Raw genomic sequence first — 16,379 nt, forward strand, 5'->3', positions numbered from 1 at the left:
ATGGCGGACCTGCGCAAGATTATCATTGATGGCACCGAGATCGAGGTCGATCCCGCCATGACCCTGATTCAGGCCTGCGAGCAGGCGGGCATCGAAGTGCCGCGCTTTTGCTATCACGAACGGCTTTCGATCGCGGGCAACTGCCGGATGTGCCTCGTCGAGGTCGTGGGCGGCCCGCCCAAGCCCGCCGCGAGCTGCGCGATGCAGGTCAAGGATCTGCGCCCCGGCCCCGAAGGCGCGCCGCCGGTGATCAAGACCAATTCGCCCATGGTCAAGAAGGCCCGCGAAGGGGTGATGGAATTCCTGCTGATCAACCACCCGCTCGATTGCCCGATCTGCGATCAGGGCGGCGAATGCGACCTGCAGGATCAGGCGATGGCGTATGGCGTTGATTTCAGCCGCTACCGCGAGCCCAAGCGCGCGACCGAGGATCTCGATCTCGGCCCGCTGGTCGAAACCCACATGACGCGCTGCATTTCCTGCACGCGCTGCGTTCGCTTCACCACCGAGGTGGCCGGGATTGCCCAGATGGGCCAGACAGGACGCGGCGAGGATGCCGAGATCACCAGCTATCTGGGCGAGACGCTCGACAGCAACCTGCAGGGCAACATCATCGACCTGTGCCCGGTCGGTGCCCTGGTTTCAAAGCCTTACGCCTTTACCGCCCGTCCGTGGGAGCTGACCAAGACGGAAAGCATCGACGTGATGGATGCGCTCGGCTCGAACATCCGGGTGGATACCAGGGGCCGCGAAGTGATGCGGTTCTTGCCGCGCAACCACGACGGCGTGAACGAGGAATGGATTTCCGACAAGACGCGGTTCGTCTGGGACGGGCTGCGCCGCCAGCGGCTGGATCGCCCGTATATCCGTGAAAACGGCAAGCTGCGCCCCGCAAGCTGGGGCGAGGCGCTTTCGCAGGCCGCTGCGGCGATGAAGGGGGGCAAGCTTACCGGGCTTATCGGCGATCTGGCCCCGGTCGAGGCCGCCTTCGCGCTCAAGCAGCTTGTCGAGGGGCTGGGCGGCACGGTCGAATGCCGCACCGACGGCGCGAAGCTGCCCGCCGGAAACCGCTCTGCCTATGTCGGGACCGCCGCGATCGAGGAGATCGACACGGCACGGCAGATCTACCTGATCGGCTCCGATCCGCGGCAAGAGGCGCCGGTGCTGAACGCGCGCATCCGCAAGGCCTGGCTGGCCGGGGCCGAGGTGCATCTGATCGGGCAGGCGGAAGACCTGACCTATGACGTGGTAAACCACGGGCCGGGCCGGGGCGTGCTGAACCGGCTGGTCGGCAGCGCCGAAAAGCAGCCGGGCGCGCTTGTCATCCTGGGGCAGGGCGCGATTCAGGAAGGCGATGGCGAGGCCGTTCTGGGCCAGGCGATGACGCTGGCCGGCAAGCTGGGCGCCGGGTTCCTGGTGCTGCACACCGCCGCCGGGCGCGTAGGCGCGATGGATGCGGGCTGTGTGACCGAAGGCGGCATCGACGCTGCGCTGGACGGGGCGGAGGTGGTCTATAACCTCGGCGCTGACGAGATCGAGATCGCCGAGGGGCCCATGGTGATCTATCAGGGCAGCCATGGTGACCGGGGCGCGCATCGCGCCGACATCATCCTGCCGGGCGCGGCCTATACCGAAGAGCAGGGCCTGTTCGTGAACACCGAAGGCCGGCCCCAGCTGGCGCTGCGCGCCGGTTTTCCGCCGGGCGAGGCCAAGGAAAACTGGGCGATCCTGCGGGCGCTGTCGGGCGAACTGGGGCAGGCGCTGCCCTATGACAGCCTTGCGCAGCTGCGGCAGGCGCTGGTGGCCGAGGTGCCGCATCTGGCGATGATCGATCAGGTGCCGGCGAATGACTGGGCGCCGCTGCCCGCCGTCCGGCTCGACAAGGGCTGGTTCCGCGCGGCGATCACGGATTTCTATCTGACCAACCCGATCGCGCGCGCCTCGGCCCTGATGGCCGAGTTGAGCGCGAATGAACGGGCGCGCCGCGACGCGCCGGTGGCGGCGGAGTAGGGCGCGCATGGCATACCGCCATCTTTCCCTGCCGCTCAGCCTTGCCCTTGCGGGCGGGGCGGCGGCCTGTGCGCCGGCGGCCGAAGACGGGGCCGCCCAGGCGCCGTTCGCGCCGGCTTATCACGGGGTGGAAACGCGGCTTCTGGACGGCGATCTGGTGAATGTCGTGGTCCGTATGGAAGGCGCGCGCGGGCAGGAAGACGTGACGCGCTATGCGAAATGCGCGGCGGCGCAATACACGCTGATCCGGGGCTACGGTTTTGCGCGTCATGTGCGCACGAATGTGGCAGAAGAGGGTGGCGTTTGGCAGGCGGATGCTGTTTACACAATCTCGCCTGCGCTGCCTCGCGGCGTGCAGACCATCGACGCCGAAGTAGCGGTGGCGAACTGCGCCGATGAAGGAATACCGACGGTGTGAAAGGCTGAATAATGGTCGAATTCTTCACGACAACCAACCTGGGGATCGCATTGCTTGTATTGGGGCAATGCCTGTTGCTTGTTGTTCCGCTGCTGGTTGCGCTGGCCTTCCTGATGTATGCCGACCGCAAGGTCTGGGCCGCGGTGCAGATGCGCAAGGGCCCCAACGTCGTGGGGGCGTTCGGCCTGTTGCAGTCCTTCGCCGATTTCATCAAGTACATCGTCAAGGAAGTGGTCATTCCCGCAGGATCCGACAAGGTCGTGTTCCTGCTGGCGCCGATGATCAGCTTCGTTCTGGCGATGATCGCCTGGGCGGTGGTGCCGTTCAATGACGGCTGGGTGATTTCCGACCTGAACGTGGCCATCCTCTATATCCTCGCGATCTCGTCGCTCGAGGTATATGGCGTGATCATGGGCGGCTGGGCGTCGAACTCCAAATACGCGTTTCTGGGTTCGCTCCGCTCCGCCGCGCAGATGATTTCCTATGAGGTGTCGATCGGCCTGATCATCATAGGCGTGATCCTGTCCACCGGCTCGCTGAACCTGAGCGATATCGTGCAGGCGCAGGAGGGCCGCTATGGGCTGTTCAGCTGGTACTGGCTGCCGCATCTGCCGATGGTGGTGCTGTTCTTCGTCTCGGCCCTGGCCGAAACCAACCGCCCGCCCTTCGATCTGCCCGAGGCCGAGTCGGAGCTGGTGGCAGGTTATCAGGTGGAATATTCCGCGACGCCCTTCCTGCTGTTCATGATCGGCGAACTGACGGCGGTGGTTCTGATGTGCGCGCTGACCACGCTGCTGTTCTTCGGCGGCTGGCTGTCGCCGGTGCCGGGCCTGCCCGACGGTTTTCTGTGGATGGTCGGGAAGATGACGCTCGTTTTCTTCATGTTCGCCATGGTGAAGGCGATCGTACCGCGCTATCGCTATGACCAGCTGATGCGGCTGGGCTGGAAGGTGTTCCTGCCGATGTCGCTGATCTGGGTCGTGCTGGTGGCATTCGCCGCGCATTTCGAACTTTTCGGCGGCGCATACGCCCGCTGGGCTATCGGAGGCTGACATGGCAATCGACTATACCCGCGCGACCCGCTACTTTTTGCTGGCCGATTTCATCAACGGCTTCCGGCTGGGCTTCAAGTATTTCTTCGCCCCCAAGGCCACGATCAACTACCCGCATGAAAAGGGCCCGCTCTCGCCCCGGTTCCGCGGCGAGCATGCGCTGCGCCGCTATCCGAATGGCGAAGAGCGCTGCATCGCCTGCAAGCTGTGCGAGGCGATCTGCCCCGCACAGGCCATCACCATCGACGCCGAACCGCGCGAGGACGGCAGCCGCCGCACCACACGCTATGACATCGACATGACCAAATGCATCTATTGCGGCTTCTGTCAGGAAGCCTGTCCGGTGGATGCCATCGTCGAGGGCCCGAATTTCGAGTTCTCTACCGAGACGCGCGAAGAGCTGTTCTATGACAAGGCGAAACTGCTCGAAAACGGAGAGCAGTGGGAGGCCGAGATCGCGCGCAACCTCGAACTGGATGCACCGTACCGATGAGCGATTTCACAAAGATGTTTGAGCGGATGCTGGAGCAGAGCCACGCGATGGCCAAGGCTTTCAATCCGGCGCTGGAAAGCTTTCAGGTGCACGGGTTCGACAAGCTGATGCCGACCATGCCGCGCAACTTCATGGACATGATGTGGGGCAACGCCTTCAACAAGGACGGGCTGGATGCCAAGACCCGTCTTTTGGTGGTGCTGGCCGGGCTGACCGTGCTGGGTGCCCAGGCCGAACCGCAGTTCAAGCTGACCGTGCGCCACGCGCTGGAGGCCGGCGCTAGCCAGCAGGAGATCGCCGAGGTGATCTATCAGATGGCGATGCTGGGCGGTATTCCCGCCATGACCCACGCCCTGCGCCTGGCGCAGGAGGTGTTCAAGGATCTCGAGGAGGACAGCGCATGAGCGTGGCCGATTTCGCCTTCTACTGCTTTGCCATCGTGGTGGTCGCGGCGGGGATGTTCGTGGTGGTTTCGAAAAACCCGGTGCATTCGGTCCTGTGGCTGATCCTGGCGTTCCTGTCCTCGGCCGGGCTGTTCGTGCTGCTGGGCGCCGAGTTCGTGGCGATGCTGATGATCATCGTCTATGTCGGCGCGGTGGCGGTGCTGTTCCTGTTCGTGGTGATGATGCTGGATGTCGATTTCGCCGAGCTGAAGGCGGAAATGGCGCGCTATGTGCCGCTGGCCGGGCTGATCGGCGTCGTGCTGCTGATGGAGCTGGGCATGGTGTTCGGCGTCTGGGATTTCGCCGATCAGGCGCAGGCGCTGCGCGGCGCGGTAACGCCGGACGCGGATCAGGTGCACAACACCGCCGCGCTGGGGCAGCTTATCTATGACGACTATATCTATATGTTCCAGGCGGCGGGTCTGATCCTGCTGGTGGCGATGATCGGGGCCATCGTGCTGACGCTGCGCCACCGCACGGATATCAAGCGCCAGGACATTCTGGCGCAGATCTATCGCGACCCGGCCAAGGCGATGGAGCTGAAGGACGTGAAGCCGGGGCAGGGGCTTTGATCCCCGCCTGGGCGGGATGACGGGCGCGGCGGTTTAGGCTGTGGCCTTCGCCACCTTCGCGAAAGCGGGGGCGGGGGCCAGGGAAAGACGGAAATCGGGCGAAACGCCCGGAGGGACGACATGATTGGACTGGAACACTACCTGGCGGTTGCCGCAGCGCTTTTTGTCATCGGGATTTTCGGCATCTTCCTCAATCGGAAGAACGTCATCGTCATCCTGATGTCGATCGAACTGATGTTGCTGGCGGTCAACATCAACTTCGTCGCCTTCTCTTCCTATCTGGGGGATCTGGCCGGGCAGGTCTTCACGCTGTTCGTGCTGACGGTGGCCGCCGCCGAGGCCGCCATCGGCCTGGCCATTCTGGTCTGCTTCTTCCGGACCCGCGGCACGATCGCGGTCGAAGACGTCAACGTGATGAAGGGGTAAGCGACCATGACAAGCATCATCCTCTTCGCGCCGCTGATCGGCGCGATCATCGCGGGCTTCGGCTGGCGCCTGATCGGCGAGGCCGCGGCGCAATGGATCACCACCGGCCTGCTGTTCCTGGCCTGCCTGCTCAGCTGGATCGTTTTCCTGTCGTTCGACGGCGAGATGGTGCAGATCCCGATCATGCGCTGGGTGGAAAGCGGTTCGCTGGCAACCGAATGGGCGATCCGGCTGGACCGGCTGACGGCGATCATGCTGATCGTGGTCACCACGGTATCGTCGCTCGTGCATCTCTACAGCTTCGGCTACATGGCGCATGACCCGCAATGGGGCGAGGACGAACCCTACAAGGCCCGCTTTTTCGCCTATCTGTCGTTCTTCACCTTCGCCATGCTGGCGCTGGTCACCGCCGACAACCTGCTGCAGATGTTCTTCGGCTGGGAAGGGGTCGGCGTTGCCTCTTACCTGCTGATCGGCTTCTACTGGAAGAAACCTTCGGCCAACAACGCGGCGATGAAGGCGTTCATCGTCAACCGGGTCGGCGATTTCGGTTTCCTGCTGGGCATGTTCGCGCTGTTCTTCGTGACCGACAGCCTGCTGTTCGATGATGTCTTCGCCGCCGGCCCGATGCTGGCCGAAACGCAGCTGAGCTTTCTGTGGCGCGACTGGAACGCGGCCAACCTGATCGGGGTTCTGCTGTTCATCGGCGCGATGGGCAAATCGGCGCAGCTGTTCCTGCACACCTGGCTGCCCGACGCGATGGAAGGCCCGACACCGGTGTCGGCGCTGATTCACGCCGCGACGATGGTCACCGCCGGGGTGTTCCTGGTCTGCCGCATGTCGCCGCTCTATGAATACGCGCCGGGCGCCACCGGGTTCATCGTGTTCCTGGGCGCCAGCACCGCGTTCTTCGCGGCCACCGTCGGGCTGGTACAGAATGACATCAAGCGGGTGATTGCATATTCGACCTGCTCGCAGCTCGGCTACATGTTCGTGGCGGCGGGGGTCGGCGTCTATTCGGCGGCGATGTTCCACCTGCTGACCCACGCGTTCTTCAAGGCGATGCTGTTCCTTGGCGCGGGATCGGTGATCCACGCGATGCATCACGAACAGGACATGCGGAATTATGGCGGCCTGCGCAAAAAGATCCCGCTGACTTACTGGGCGATGATGATCGGCACGCTGGCCATCACCGGTGTCGGCATCCCGCTGACCAGCATCGGCTTTGCCGGTTTCCTGTCGAAAGACGCGATCATCGAAAGCGCCTATGCGGGCGGCACCGGCTATGCCTTCTGGATGCTGGTCATCGCGGCCTGTTTCACCAGCTTCTACAGCTGGCGGCTGATGTTCATGACCTTCTTCGGCACCGCGCGGGGCGACAAGCACACCCATGATCACGCGCATGAAAGCCCGCGGGTCATGCTGATCCCGCTCGGGGTTCTGGCCATCGGCGCCATCTTCTCCGGCATGGTGTTTTACGGCCCGTTCTTCGGCGATCATGACAAGCTGAACCGCTTCTTCGGCATCCCCGCGCATGAGGTTGCGGCAGAGGCCGGGCATGGCACGGAGGAGACGGCGGGCGACGCCGCGCATGGCGAGGTCGCCACGGATAACGCCGCCACCATGGCCGACACAGGACCTGCAGAGACGGCGGCGGCGCATTCCGCCGGCACCGCGCCCGTTGGCGCTATCTTCATGGGCCCGGACAATCACGTGATCGACGACGCGCACCACGCGCCCGCATGGGTCAAGGTCTCGCCCTTCATCGCGATGCTGATCGGGCTGGCCGTCGCCTATCTGTTCTATATCGTGAACCCGGCGCTGCCGAAGAAACTGGCCGAAAGCCAGCGGCCGCTCTACCTGTTCCTGCTGAACAAATGGTATTTCGACGAGGTCTACGATTTTCTCTTCGTGCGGCCGGCCAGATGGCTGGGCGGTTTCCTGTGGCGGCGCGGCGACGGCAACGTGATCGACGGGTCGATCAACGGGGTCGCGATGGGGGTCATTCCCTTCTTCACGCGCCTCGCGGGGCGGGCCCAGTCGGGCTATCTGTTCCACTATGCCTTTGCCATGGTGATCGGGGTTGTTGTCCTGATCACGTGGATGGCGATCAGCGGGGGGGCTGAGTGATGGAAAACCTTCTGTCGATGATCACCTTCATTCCGCTGATCGCGGCGGTGGTGCTGGCGTTTTTCCTGCGCGGAGAAGATGAGGCGGCGCAGCGCAATGCCAAATGGGTCGCGCTGATCGCCACCACCTTCACCTTCCTGGTGTCGCTGTTTCTGCTGTTCGGGTTCGACCCGGCCGACACCGGCTTTCAGTTCGTCGAGGAACGTGACTGGCTGATGGGGCTGAAGTACAAGATGGGCGTCGATGGCATTTCGGTGCTGTTCGTGATGCTGACCACCTTCCTGATGCCGCTGACCATCGCGGCCTGCTGGGATGTGAAGGTGCGGGTCAAGGAATACATGATCGCCTTTCTGGTGCTGGAAACCCTGATGCTGGGCGTGTTCTGCGCGCTTGATCTGGTGTTGTTCTACCTGTTCTTCGAAGGCGGGCTGATCCCGATGTTCCTGATCATCGGCATCTGGGGCGGCAAGAATCGCATCTATGCGGCGTTCAAGTTCTTCCTCTACACCTTCCTCGGGTCCGTCCTGATGCTGGTCGCCATGATCGCCATGTATATGGAGGCGGGAACGACAGACATTCCGACGCTGCTGACCCATCAGTTCAGCACCGGTGCGATCAGCCTGCTGGGCTGGCAGATCGTCGGCGGGATGCAGACGTTGCTGTGGCTGGCCTTCTTCGCCAGCTTCGCGGTGAAGATGCCGATGTGGCCGGTGCATACCTGGCTGCCCGACGCGCACGTGCAGGCGCCCACCGCGGGTTCGGTCGTGCTGGCCGCGATCCTGCTGAAGATGGGGGGCTACGGCTTTCTGCGGTTCAGCCTGCCGATGTTCCCGGTGGCAAGCGATCTGCTGGCGCCGCTGGTGCTGTGGCTGTCGGCCATCGCCATCGTCTATACCAGCCTCGTGGCGCTGGTGCAGTCGGACATGAAAAAGCTGATCGCCTATTCCTCGGTCGCGCATATGGGCTTTGTCACCATGGGGATTTTCGCAGCCAACCAGCAGGGGCTGGATGGCGCGATCTTCCAGATGATCAGCCACGGGTTCGTGTCTGGCGCGCTGTTCCTGTGCGTCGGCGTGATCTATGACCGGATGCACACGCGCGAGATCGACGCTTACGGCGGCCTCGTGAACCGGATGCCGGCCTATGCGCTGGTGTTCATGCTGTTCACCATGGCCAATGTCGGCCTGCCGGGCACCAGCGGGTTCGTGGGCGAGTTTCTGACCCTGACGGGTGTCTTCCAGGTCAACACCTGGGTGGCGGTGGTGGCGACATCGGGTGTGATCCTGTCGGCCTGCTATGCGCTGTGGCTCTATCGCCGGGTGGTGTTCGGCGACCTGATCAAGGAGAGCCTGCGCACGATCACCGACATGACCGGGCGCGAGCGGGCGATCTTTGCCCCGCTGATCGTCATGACCCTGCTGCTGGGCGTCTATCCCAGCCTGATCACCGATATCATCGGCCCCTCGGTCGAGGCCCTCGTTTCAACCCACCAGACGGCGCTGCATGACAGCGACATCGCCGTCCGGCTTGCACAGCACTGAAGGGGAGCGCGATGACCTCTGCCGATTTCTCCGTTATCCTGCCCGAGATCCTGCTGGCGGTCTTCGCCATGGGGGCGCTGCTCTTCGGGGTCTATACCGGCAAGGACAAGACCGCGCCGCTGCTTGTCTGGATCACCGCGGCGGTGTTCCTGGCGCTGGCGGTCTGGGTCGGTTTCTCCGGCGGCGGCACCGATACCGCGTTCAACGGCGCCTTCATCGACGACGGCTTCGCGCGGTTCGCCAAGGTGGTGATCCTGGTGTCGGGCGCGGCGGTGCTGTTGATGGCACAGGATTACATGGCGCGTCTGGGGCTGCTGCGGTTCGAGTTTCCCGTTCTGGTGGCGCTGGCGATCGTCGGCATGATGATGATGGTCTCGTCCGGCGATCTGATGTCGCTCTATATGGGGCTGGAGCTGCAGTCGCTCTCGCTCTATGTCGTCGCGTCGCTGCGGCGCGACAGCGCGAAATCGACAGAGGCCGGGCTGAAGTATTTCGTCCTCGGCGCGCTCAGCTCGGGCATGCTGCTTTACGGGGCGTCGCTGACCTATGGCTATAGCGGCACCACGCTGTTCTCGGGCATCATCACCACCGCGTCGGAAGACGGGATCTCGCTCGGCCTGCTGTTCGGGCTGGTCTTCATGATCTGCGGTCTGGCGTTCAAGGTGTCGGCGGTGCCGTTCCACATGTGGACGCCGGATGTCTACGAAGGCTCGCCCACGCCCGTCACCGCCTTCTTTTCCACCGCGCCCAAGATGGCGGCGATGGGCCTGTTCGCCCGCGTGATGTTCGACGCGTTCGGCCATGTCACCCATGACTGGGGGCAGGTGATCGCGCTGCTGTCGTTGCTGTCGATGTTCCTCGGGGCTGTCGCTGCGATCAGCCAGCGCAACATCAAGCGGCTGATGGCCTATTCGTCGATCGCGCATATGGGCTATGCGCTGATGGGGCTGGCCGCCGGAACCGCGGGCGGTGTTCAGGCTATGCTGATCTACATGGCGATCTACGTCACCATGAATGTCGGCACCTTCGCCTTTATCCTTGCGATGGAAAAGGACGGGCAGCCGGTGACAGATATCGGCGCGCTCAACATGTATTCGAAGCGCGAGCCGCTGCGGGCGCTGGCGATGATGGTGCTTCTGTTCAGCCTGGCGGGTGTGCCGCCGCTGGTCGGCTTTTTCGGCAAGTTCTACGTGCTGATGGCAGCGGTCGACGCGGGCTATGCCTGGCTGGCCATCGCGGGCGTGATCGCCTCGGTGATCGGGGCGTTCTACTATCTGCGGATCGTCTATTACATGTATTTCGGCCAGGAGCAGGAAGCGGGGCTCGACGGCACCATGAACCCGGTGCTCTGGGCCTTTCTGATGGCTTCGGCGGCGATCATGGTGGTGGGGGTTGTGAACCTGTTCGGGGTCGAAGGGCTGGCGCTGAGCGCGGCCGAAACCCTTGTCAACTGACATCGACTCGACGGGCTGGCCTGACGGGTACGACCGGATCATCCTTGATGAGGTCGACAGCACGATGGCCGAGGCGGCGCGCCGCGCGCCGTCGCTTGCCGGGCCGACCTGGATCCTGGCCCGGCGCCAGACCGCCGCGCGCGGGCGGCGGGGAAGGGCCTGGGCGAACCCCGAGGGCAATTTCGCCGCCACCCTGGTGATGCAGCCGAACGGCCCTGCGGATCAGGCGGCGCTGCGCTCCTTCGTTGCCTCGCTGGCACTTTACGACACGCTGCGCAAGGTTGTGGATGCGCGCCAGCTTGCGCTGAAATGGCCCAATGACGTGCTGCTGGCCGGCGGCAAGGTGGCCGGAATACTGCTCGAGGCGCAGGGCGCCGGCGGGGCGGCTGACAGGCTGAGCATCGGCATCGGCATCAATCTGATCTCCGCCCCGGCGCCGGTCGAGGTCGAGCCGGGGGCGGTGCCACCGGTGGCGCTGGCCGATTACAGCCAGGCGAAGCTGCCGGCGCAAGGCGTGCTTTTCGAACTGGCCTGCGCCTTTGCCGAATGGGAAACCCGCTTTGGCCAGTTCGGCTTCGATCCGGTCCGGCGCATGTGGCTGAGCAAGGCCGCGCGGCTGGGCGAGGTGATCACCGCGCGCACCGGCCGCGAAGACGTGACCGGCACGTTCGAGACGGTGGACGAGGCCGGCAATCTCATCCTAAAGACGGCGCAGGGCCGCCGGGCCATCGCGGCGGCGGACATCTATTTCTAGGGAGGGGTTCATGCTCCTTTGCATCGACTGCGGCAATACCAACACGGTTTTCTCGATCTGGGACGGCACGCGCTTCTTGTGCACGCTGCGCACCTCGACCGAGCATCAGCGCACGGCGGATCAGTATTTCACCTGGTACACCACGCTGGTGCGCCACCACGGTATCGATGCCGACATCACCGATGTGATCATTTCCTCCACGGTGCCGCGCGTGGTGTTCAACCTGCGCGTCTTCACCGACCGCTATTTCAATACGCGGCCATTGGTCGTGGGGCGGCCCGACTGCCTGTTGCCGGTCGCGCCGCGGGTCGATCCGGGCACCGCGGTCGGGCCCGACCGGCTGGCCAATGCGGCCGGCGCGTTCGACCGGCATGGCGGCGATGTCGTGGTGGTCGATTTCGGCACCGCCACCAATTTCGATGTGGTTGCCGGGGATGGCGCCTATGTGGGCGGGGTGATCGCGCCGGGGGTGAACCTGAGCCTCGAGGCGCTGCACCAGGGCGCTGCGGCGCTTCCGCATGTGGACATCACCAAGCCGGACAGGGTAATAGGCACCAACACCGTGGCCTGTATCCAATCCGGCATTTTCTGGGGCTATATCGGCCTGATCCAGGGAATATCCGAACGTATCCGTGCAGAATACGGAAAACCGATGAAGGTTGTGGGCACCGGCGGGCTGGCCCCTTTGTTCGCCACCGGCGACGGCCTGTTTGACACGATTGAAGATGATTTGACGATGCACGGCCTGACCGTGATTCACGCCTATAACAAGGAAAACGGCGCTTTATGAGCAGTAAGAACCGACTGATTTACCTGCCCCTCGGTGGAGCGGGAGAGATCGGGATGAATGCCTATGTCTACGGCTACGGGCCGGCAGACAACGAACGGCTGATCCTGGTCGATGTGGGGGTGACTTTCCCCGAGATGGAAAATACCCCCGGCGTCGATCTGATCTTCGCCGATATCGCCTGGCTGGAGGCCCGTGCCGACCGGCTTGAGGCGATTTTCATCACCCATGCCCATGAAGATCACGTGGGGGCCCTGGGCCTGTTGTGGCCGCGCCTGAAGGCGCCGGTCTATACCCGCGCCTTCACCGGCAATATCGCCGCGCGCAAGCTCGAGGAAAAAGGGCAGGATCCGTCGATCATCCGGGTCGTCGCGGCATATCCCGAAAAGATCAAGGCGGGGCCGTTCACGGTGTCGTTCCTGCCGGTCTCGCACTCGATCCCCGAAAGCTCTGGCATGGTGATCGATACGCCGGCCGGGCGGCTGGTGCATACCGGCGACTTCAAGCTTGATGAAACCCCCGGCGTCGGTGACCCGTTCGATCCGGCCTTGTGGGCCGAGGTCGCGGGCAAGGGCGTCAAGGCGCTGATCTGCGATTCAACCAATGTGTTCTCGCCCAATGCGGGGCGGTCGGAATCGTCTGTCGGCCCGGCGATCCGCCAGCTTGTGCAAAAAGCCGAGGGCATGGTGGTTGCAACCACCTTCGCCTCCAACATCGCGCGGGTAAAGACGCTGGCCGAGGCCGGGCGCGATGCCGGGCGTTCGGTGGTGCTGCTGGGGCGGGCGATGCGACGCATGGTCGAGGCCGGGGTGGAAAGCGGCGTGCTGACCGATTTCCCGACGACGGTGCCGCCAGAGGATGCCGTCAGTATTCCGCGCGATCACCTGATGCTGATCGTCACCGGCAGCCAGGGCGAACGGCGCGCGGCTTCGGCGCAGCTTTCGCGCGGCAAATACCTGGGCCTGTCGATGAAAGAAGGGGACATGTTCCTGTTCTCGTCAAAGACCATTCCGGGGAACGAAAAGGGCGTGATCCATATCGTCAACGCGTTTTCGGAAATGGGCGTGGATGTGGTGGATGACGCGGCCGATCTCTATCACGTGTCCGGGCACGCCAACCGCCCAGATCTGGAGACGGTGCACAAGATCATGAAGCCGCAGATGGTGGTGCCGATGCACGGCGAACACCGGCACCTGCGTGAGCATGTCAAGCTGGCCGCCGAAAACGGATTTGCCGCCGCCATCGCGACCAACGGCACCATGCTTGACCTCAGCGGCAAGGCGCCGCGCGTCGTCGGGCAGATCGAGGCCGGGCGCACCTATCTCGATGGCAGCGTTCAGATCGGCGCGCTGGATGGCATCGTGCGCGACCGTATCCGGCTGGCGCTGAACGGGCTGGTGATGGTCACGCTGATCATCGACGAAGACGACGAGCCGCTGGGCGAACCCTGGGTCGAGCTGAAGGGCCTGCCGGAAACCGGCAGTTCGAACGCCGCGCTGGCCGAGGTGCTGGAGGGCGATCTGGCCCAGTTGATCGCACGGGCCGACGACAAGACGCTGGCCGATGACGACAAGCTGGAAGACCTGCTGCGCCGCCGCACCCGCCAGGTGGCGCTGCAGGAGATCGGGCGCAAGCCCGAGGTCGTGGTGGTGATCAGCCGTCTGGTGGCCTGAACCGGCAAGGTTTTCCGCGAAAATTCGCTATGATTTTCGCGGAAAATTCCGAACTGCCCTGTGCCCCGGCTTAGTCTGCCGGGGCCTTGAACGAACGGGTCAGGAAGGCGGGCATGTGATCGCCCATGCCGACCACCGGTTCGTCACGGCGGCTGCCGGAACGGCTCGACGAGGATTTCGACGATTTCGATCCGTTGCCGCGTGTGGAGGAAGATGATTTCGACGGGGGCGTCGACGCCTGGGCGGGGGCTGCGGTCTCTGTGGATTTCGCGCTGGACGTGCGGGACGACCGTTTGCGGCTGCTCGTCGGGGTCGGTTTTTCAGCCTTTTCGCCCGGTTCGCTTTGCTCTTCGGGGGCAGGGGCGCCCTTGATCGGGCTTTCCACGCGCGGGATCGGCTTGCCTACCAGCGTTTCGATATTGGCGAAATTCTTTTCGTCATGCGGCACGCAGATCATCAGCGTCTTGCCCTTGCGCCCGGCGCGGCCGGTGCGACCGATGCGGTGCACGTAATCCTCGGCATGGCTGGGCACGTCGTAGTTGAAGACATGGCTGACGGCGGGCACGTCCAGCCCGCGCGCGGCCACATCAGAGGCGACGAGAAAGCGCAGCTTGCCCTCGCGGAACGAATCCAGTGTCTTGGTGCGCTGCGACTGATCCAGATCGCCATGGATGGGGGCCGCGTCATAACCATATTTGGTCAGCGATTTGGCCACCACATCGACCTCGGTCTTGCGGTTGCAGAAGATGATGGCGTTGGTGCAGGCGTCGCCCTCCTGCTCGATCAGCGCGCGCAGCAGCTCGCGCTTTTCGCTGGCCTGCCGGTCCTTGCGGCTGGCGCGGAACATCACCACGCCCTGTTCGATATTCTCGCCGGTGGTCGCGGCGCGGGCGACCTCGATCTTCACCGGGTTGGACAGAAAGGTGTTGGTGATCCGCTCGATCTCGGGCGCCATGGTGGCCGAGAAGAACAGGGTCTGCCGGGTGAAGGGCGTCATCTGGAAGATACGCTCGATATCGGGGATGAAACCCATGTCGAGCATCCGGTCGGCCTCATCCACCACCATGATCTGCACGCCGGTGAGCAGCAGCTTGCCGCGCTCGAAATGATCAAGCAGGCGGCCGGGGGTGGCGATCAGCACATCGACGCCCTTGTCGATCAGCTGGTCCTGTTCCTTGAACGACACGCCGCCGATCAGCAGCGCCTTGGTCAGCTTGGTGTTCTTGGCGTAGATGTCGAAGTTTTCGGCGACCTGCGCGGCCAGTTCCCGTGTGGGGGCCAGCACCAGGCTGCGGGGCATGCGGGCACGGGCGCGGCCCTTGGCCAGCATCGTGATCATCGGCAGGGTGAAGCTGGCGGTCTTGCCGGTGCCGGTCTGGGCAATGCCCAGAACATCGCGGCCGGCAAGGGCGGGGGGGATGGCCCCGGCCTGGATCGGGGTCGGGGTTTCATAGCTGGCGTCGGATACGGCTGAAAGCACTTTGGGGTCCAGCCCCAAGTCTGCGAATTCGGTCATGTAGGCCCTTTGGGTTTGCGGCGTTCAAATCGGCCGCAACTCCACGCGGCCTGACCGGCCGTATTGCCGATCCTTCAACTTGGCCGGATGCATAGGCCAAAGGGCGCGCCGCGTCAAGGAAACAGGCCGTGTGCGCTCATCGGAAGGCGGCGGCGATGTCGGCCACCACCTGGCGGGCGATGGCGTCACGGCCGAGGCTGTTGAAATGGCAGCCATCCTTGCGAAAGTCATTGTCCAGCTGATCTGTGTCCATCCCGCGCATGATCCTGTCATTCGCATCCGCGACCGCGCGTTGCACGGCCACCACCTCCGGCACGCCGTTGGCACGGTTTGCGCCGATGCATTTCGACGCGCCAAAGAGATAAAGCCTGCTCTGCGGCATCAGCGTCAGAAGGCGCCCCGTCAGCGCCCGGAACAGTGCGTCGAGCGCGGCCATGTCGGTCATGGCGCCCGCGTCGGTTTCGCCCTGATGCCAGAGCACCAGATCCGGCTCGAATCCCGCAGCCTGCGCCGATCCGATCCGGCGCTCCAGCGCGCCGAGATAGCCCGAGCGTTCGTCCAGCCAGTCGCTGACCTGGGTGCCGCCGATCGCGCCGTTGATGAACAGCACGGGCCGGCCCAGTTCGGCCGCCACCCCCTTGCCGATCACGGGCCAGAGGCTGCCGCCCGTGGCCGAGGCCCCGAGCACGGGATCGCGCGTAGTGAAACACTGGCCCGCGAACCAGGTGAAAACGCCATCGCCCGGCGCGGTTTCGGTCTGGCGGCTGTTGGTGTTGGCGGCGTTCGATTGGCCGCCCGTCACCACCACGAAGGTGGCCTCGGGGTCGGGGCAGGGCACGGGCGTGCGGCCCAGCGGATCAGCCTCGTCCGGCGGCGGCGCCCAGAGTTTCGGCAGGCCGAGCATCTGCCGGATATTGCTCTTGGTGCTGGCGAAAAGCTGTGCCGGCCGGTTGGAAGTGCTGCTCCAGATGGCTCCGGCGGTGAAGGCACAGAACAACAGAGCGACGAGCAAAAGCAGGCGCAGGAATGTGAGCACGATCCAATTCCGGCATGGCAAGGAATATGCGCTGAACTATAGAAGCGGCGCGCAATCTGTCCAGCGTTAACCTT

Annotated in this window: 15 protein-coding genes; 13 read left to right on the forward strand and 2 right to left on the reverse strand. The window is 64.0% G+C overall.

Going from position 1 to position 16,379, the window contains the following annotated elements; all coding sequences use genetic code 11:
* The 13 genes from nuoG to TQ29_RS06420 all read left to right on the forward strand — a co-directional run bounded on the left by nuoG (position 1) and on the right by TQ29_RS06420 (position 13,753).
* Positions 1-2,010 (forward strand): NADH-quinone oxidoreductase subunit NuoG, encoded by a 2,010-nt coding sequence (gene nuoG, locus TQ29_RS06360; protein ID WP_054538476.1) that lies wholly within the window; start codon positions 1-3, stop codon positions 2,008-2,010.
* Between the two features lie 7 nt (positions 2,011-2,017).
* Positions 2,018-2,428, forward strand: coding sequence for a hypothetical protein (locus TQ29_RS06365; protein ID WP_037208784.1), 411 nt, complete (start codon positions 2,018-2,020; stop codon positions 2,426-2,428).
* 11 nt (positions 2,429-2,439) lie between these two features.
* Complete coding sequence (gene nuoH / locus TQ29_RS06370) at positions 2,440-3,480, forward strand: NADH-quinone oxidoreductase subunit NuoH (RefSeq protein ID WP_037208786.1); 1,041 nt, start codon at positions 2,440-2,442, stop codon at positions 3,478-3,480.
* A 1-nt stretch (position 3,481) separates the two neighbouring features.
* Complete coding sequence (gene nuoI, locus TQ29_RS06375; protein WP_037208788.1) at positions 3,482-3,973, forward strand: NADH-quinone oxidoreductase subunit NuoI; 492 nt, start codon at positions 3,482-3,484, stop codon at positions 3,971-3,973.
* Positions 3,970-4,377: a carboxymuconolactone decarboxylase family protein gene (locus TQ29_RS06380; RefSeq protein WP_054538477.1), complete on the forward strand. Its 408-nt coding sequence runs from the start codon at positions 3,970-3,972 to the stop codon at positions 4,375-4,377. The genes nuoI and TQ29_RS06380 overlap by 4 nt, the downstream gene beginning before the upstream one ends.
* Entirely contained in the window at positions 4,374-4,988 is a 615-nt protein-coding gene (locus TQ29_RS06385; protein ID WP_037208791.1) for an NADH-quinone oxidoreductase subunit J, read from the forward strand. The genes TQ29_RS06380 and TQ29_RS06385 overlap by 4 nt, the downstream gene beginning before the upstream one ends.
* Before the next feature lie 120 nt (positions 4,989-5,108).
* Positions 5,109-5,414, forward strand: coding sequence for an NADH-quinone oxidoreductase subunit NuoK (nuoK, locus tag TQ29_RS06390; RefSeq protein ID WP_037208793.1), 306 nt, complete (start codon positions 5,109-5,111; stop codon positions 5,412-5,414).
* A gap of 6 nt (positions 5,415-5,420) precedes the next feature.
* On the forward strand, positions 5,421-7,544 hold the full coding sequence (gene nuoL / locus TQ29_RS06395; protein ID WP_054538478.1) for an NADH-quinone oxidoreductase subunit L: 2,124 nt from the start codon (positions 5,421-5,423) through the stop codon (positions 7,542-7,544).
* Complete coding sequence (locus tag TQ29_RS06400) at positions 7,544-9,085, forward strand: NADH-quinone oxidoreductase subunit M (protein ID WP_037208796.1); 1,542 nt, start codon at positions 7,544-7,546, stop codon at positions 9,083-9,085. The genes nuoL and TQ29_RS06400 overlap by 1 nt, the downstream gene beginning before the upstream one ends.
* Positions 9,086-9,096: 11 nt before the next feature.
* Entirely contained in the window at positions 9,097-10,539 is a 1,443-nt protein-coding gene (nuoN, locus tag TQ29_RS06405) for an NADH-quinone oxidoreductase subunit NuoN (RefSeq protein ID WP_054538479.1), read from the forward strand.
* Positions 10,529-11,293 carry a biotin--[acetyl-CoA-carboxylase] ligase gene (locus tag TQ29_RS06410; RefSeq protein ID WP_255353400.1) on the forward strand — a complete coding sequence of 255 codons (765 nt, stop codon included), beginning with the start codon at positions 10,529-10,531 and terminating at the stop codon, positions 11,291-11,293. The genes nuoN and TQ29_RS06410 overlap by 11 nt, the downstream gene beginning before the upstream one ends.
* Before the next feature lie 10 nt (positions 11,294-11,303).
* Complete coding sequence (locus TQ29_RS06415) at positions 11,304-12,083, forward strand: type III pantothenate kinase (protein ID WP_054538480.1); 780 nt, start codon at positions 11,304-11,306, stop codon at positions 12,081-12,083.
* Entirely contained in the window at positions 12,080-13,753 is a 1,674-nt protein-coding gene (locus tag TQ29_RS06420; RefSeq protein WP_054538481.1) for a ribonuclease J, read from the forward strand. The genes TQ29_RS06415 and TQ29_RS06420 overlap by 4 nt, the downstream gene beginning before the upstream one ends.
* Positions 13,754-13,823: 70 nt before the next feature.
* Here TQ29_RS06420 and TQ29_RS06425 read toward each other — a convergent pair whose 3' ends face one another.
* Both TQ29_RS06425 and TQ29_RS06430 read right to left on the reverse strand, forming a co-directional pair.
* Positions 13,824-15,269, reverse strand: a complete 1,446-nt coding sequence (locus TQ29_RS06425) for a DEAD/DEAH box helicase (RefSeq protein ID WP_054538482.1) — start codon at positions 15,267-15,269, stop codon at positions 13,824-13,826.
* A 136-nt stretch (positions 15,270-15,405) separates the two neighbouring features.
* Positions 15,406-16,305: an SGNH/GDSL hydrolase family protein gene (locus TQ29_RS06430; protein ID WP_054538483.1), complete on the reverse strand. Its 900-nt coding sequence runs from the start codon at positions 16,303-16,305 to the stop codon at positions 15,406-15,408.
* Between the last annotated feature and the right edge of the window lie 74 nt (positions 16,306-16,379).

Source organism: Actibacterium sp. EMB200-NS6, from assembly GCF_001305615.1.
GTDB lineage: Bacteria > Pseudomonadota > Alphaproteobacteria > Rhodobacterales > Rhodobacteraceae > Actibacterium_A > Actibacterium_A naphthalenivorans.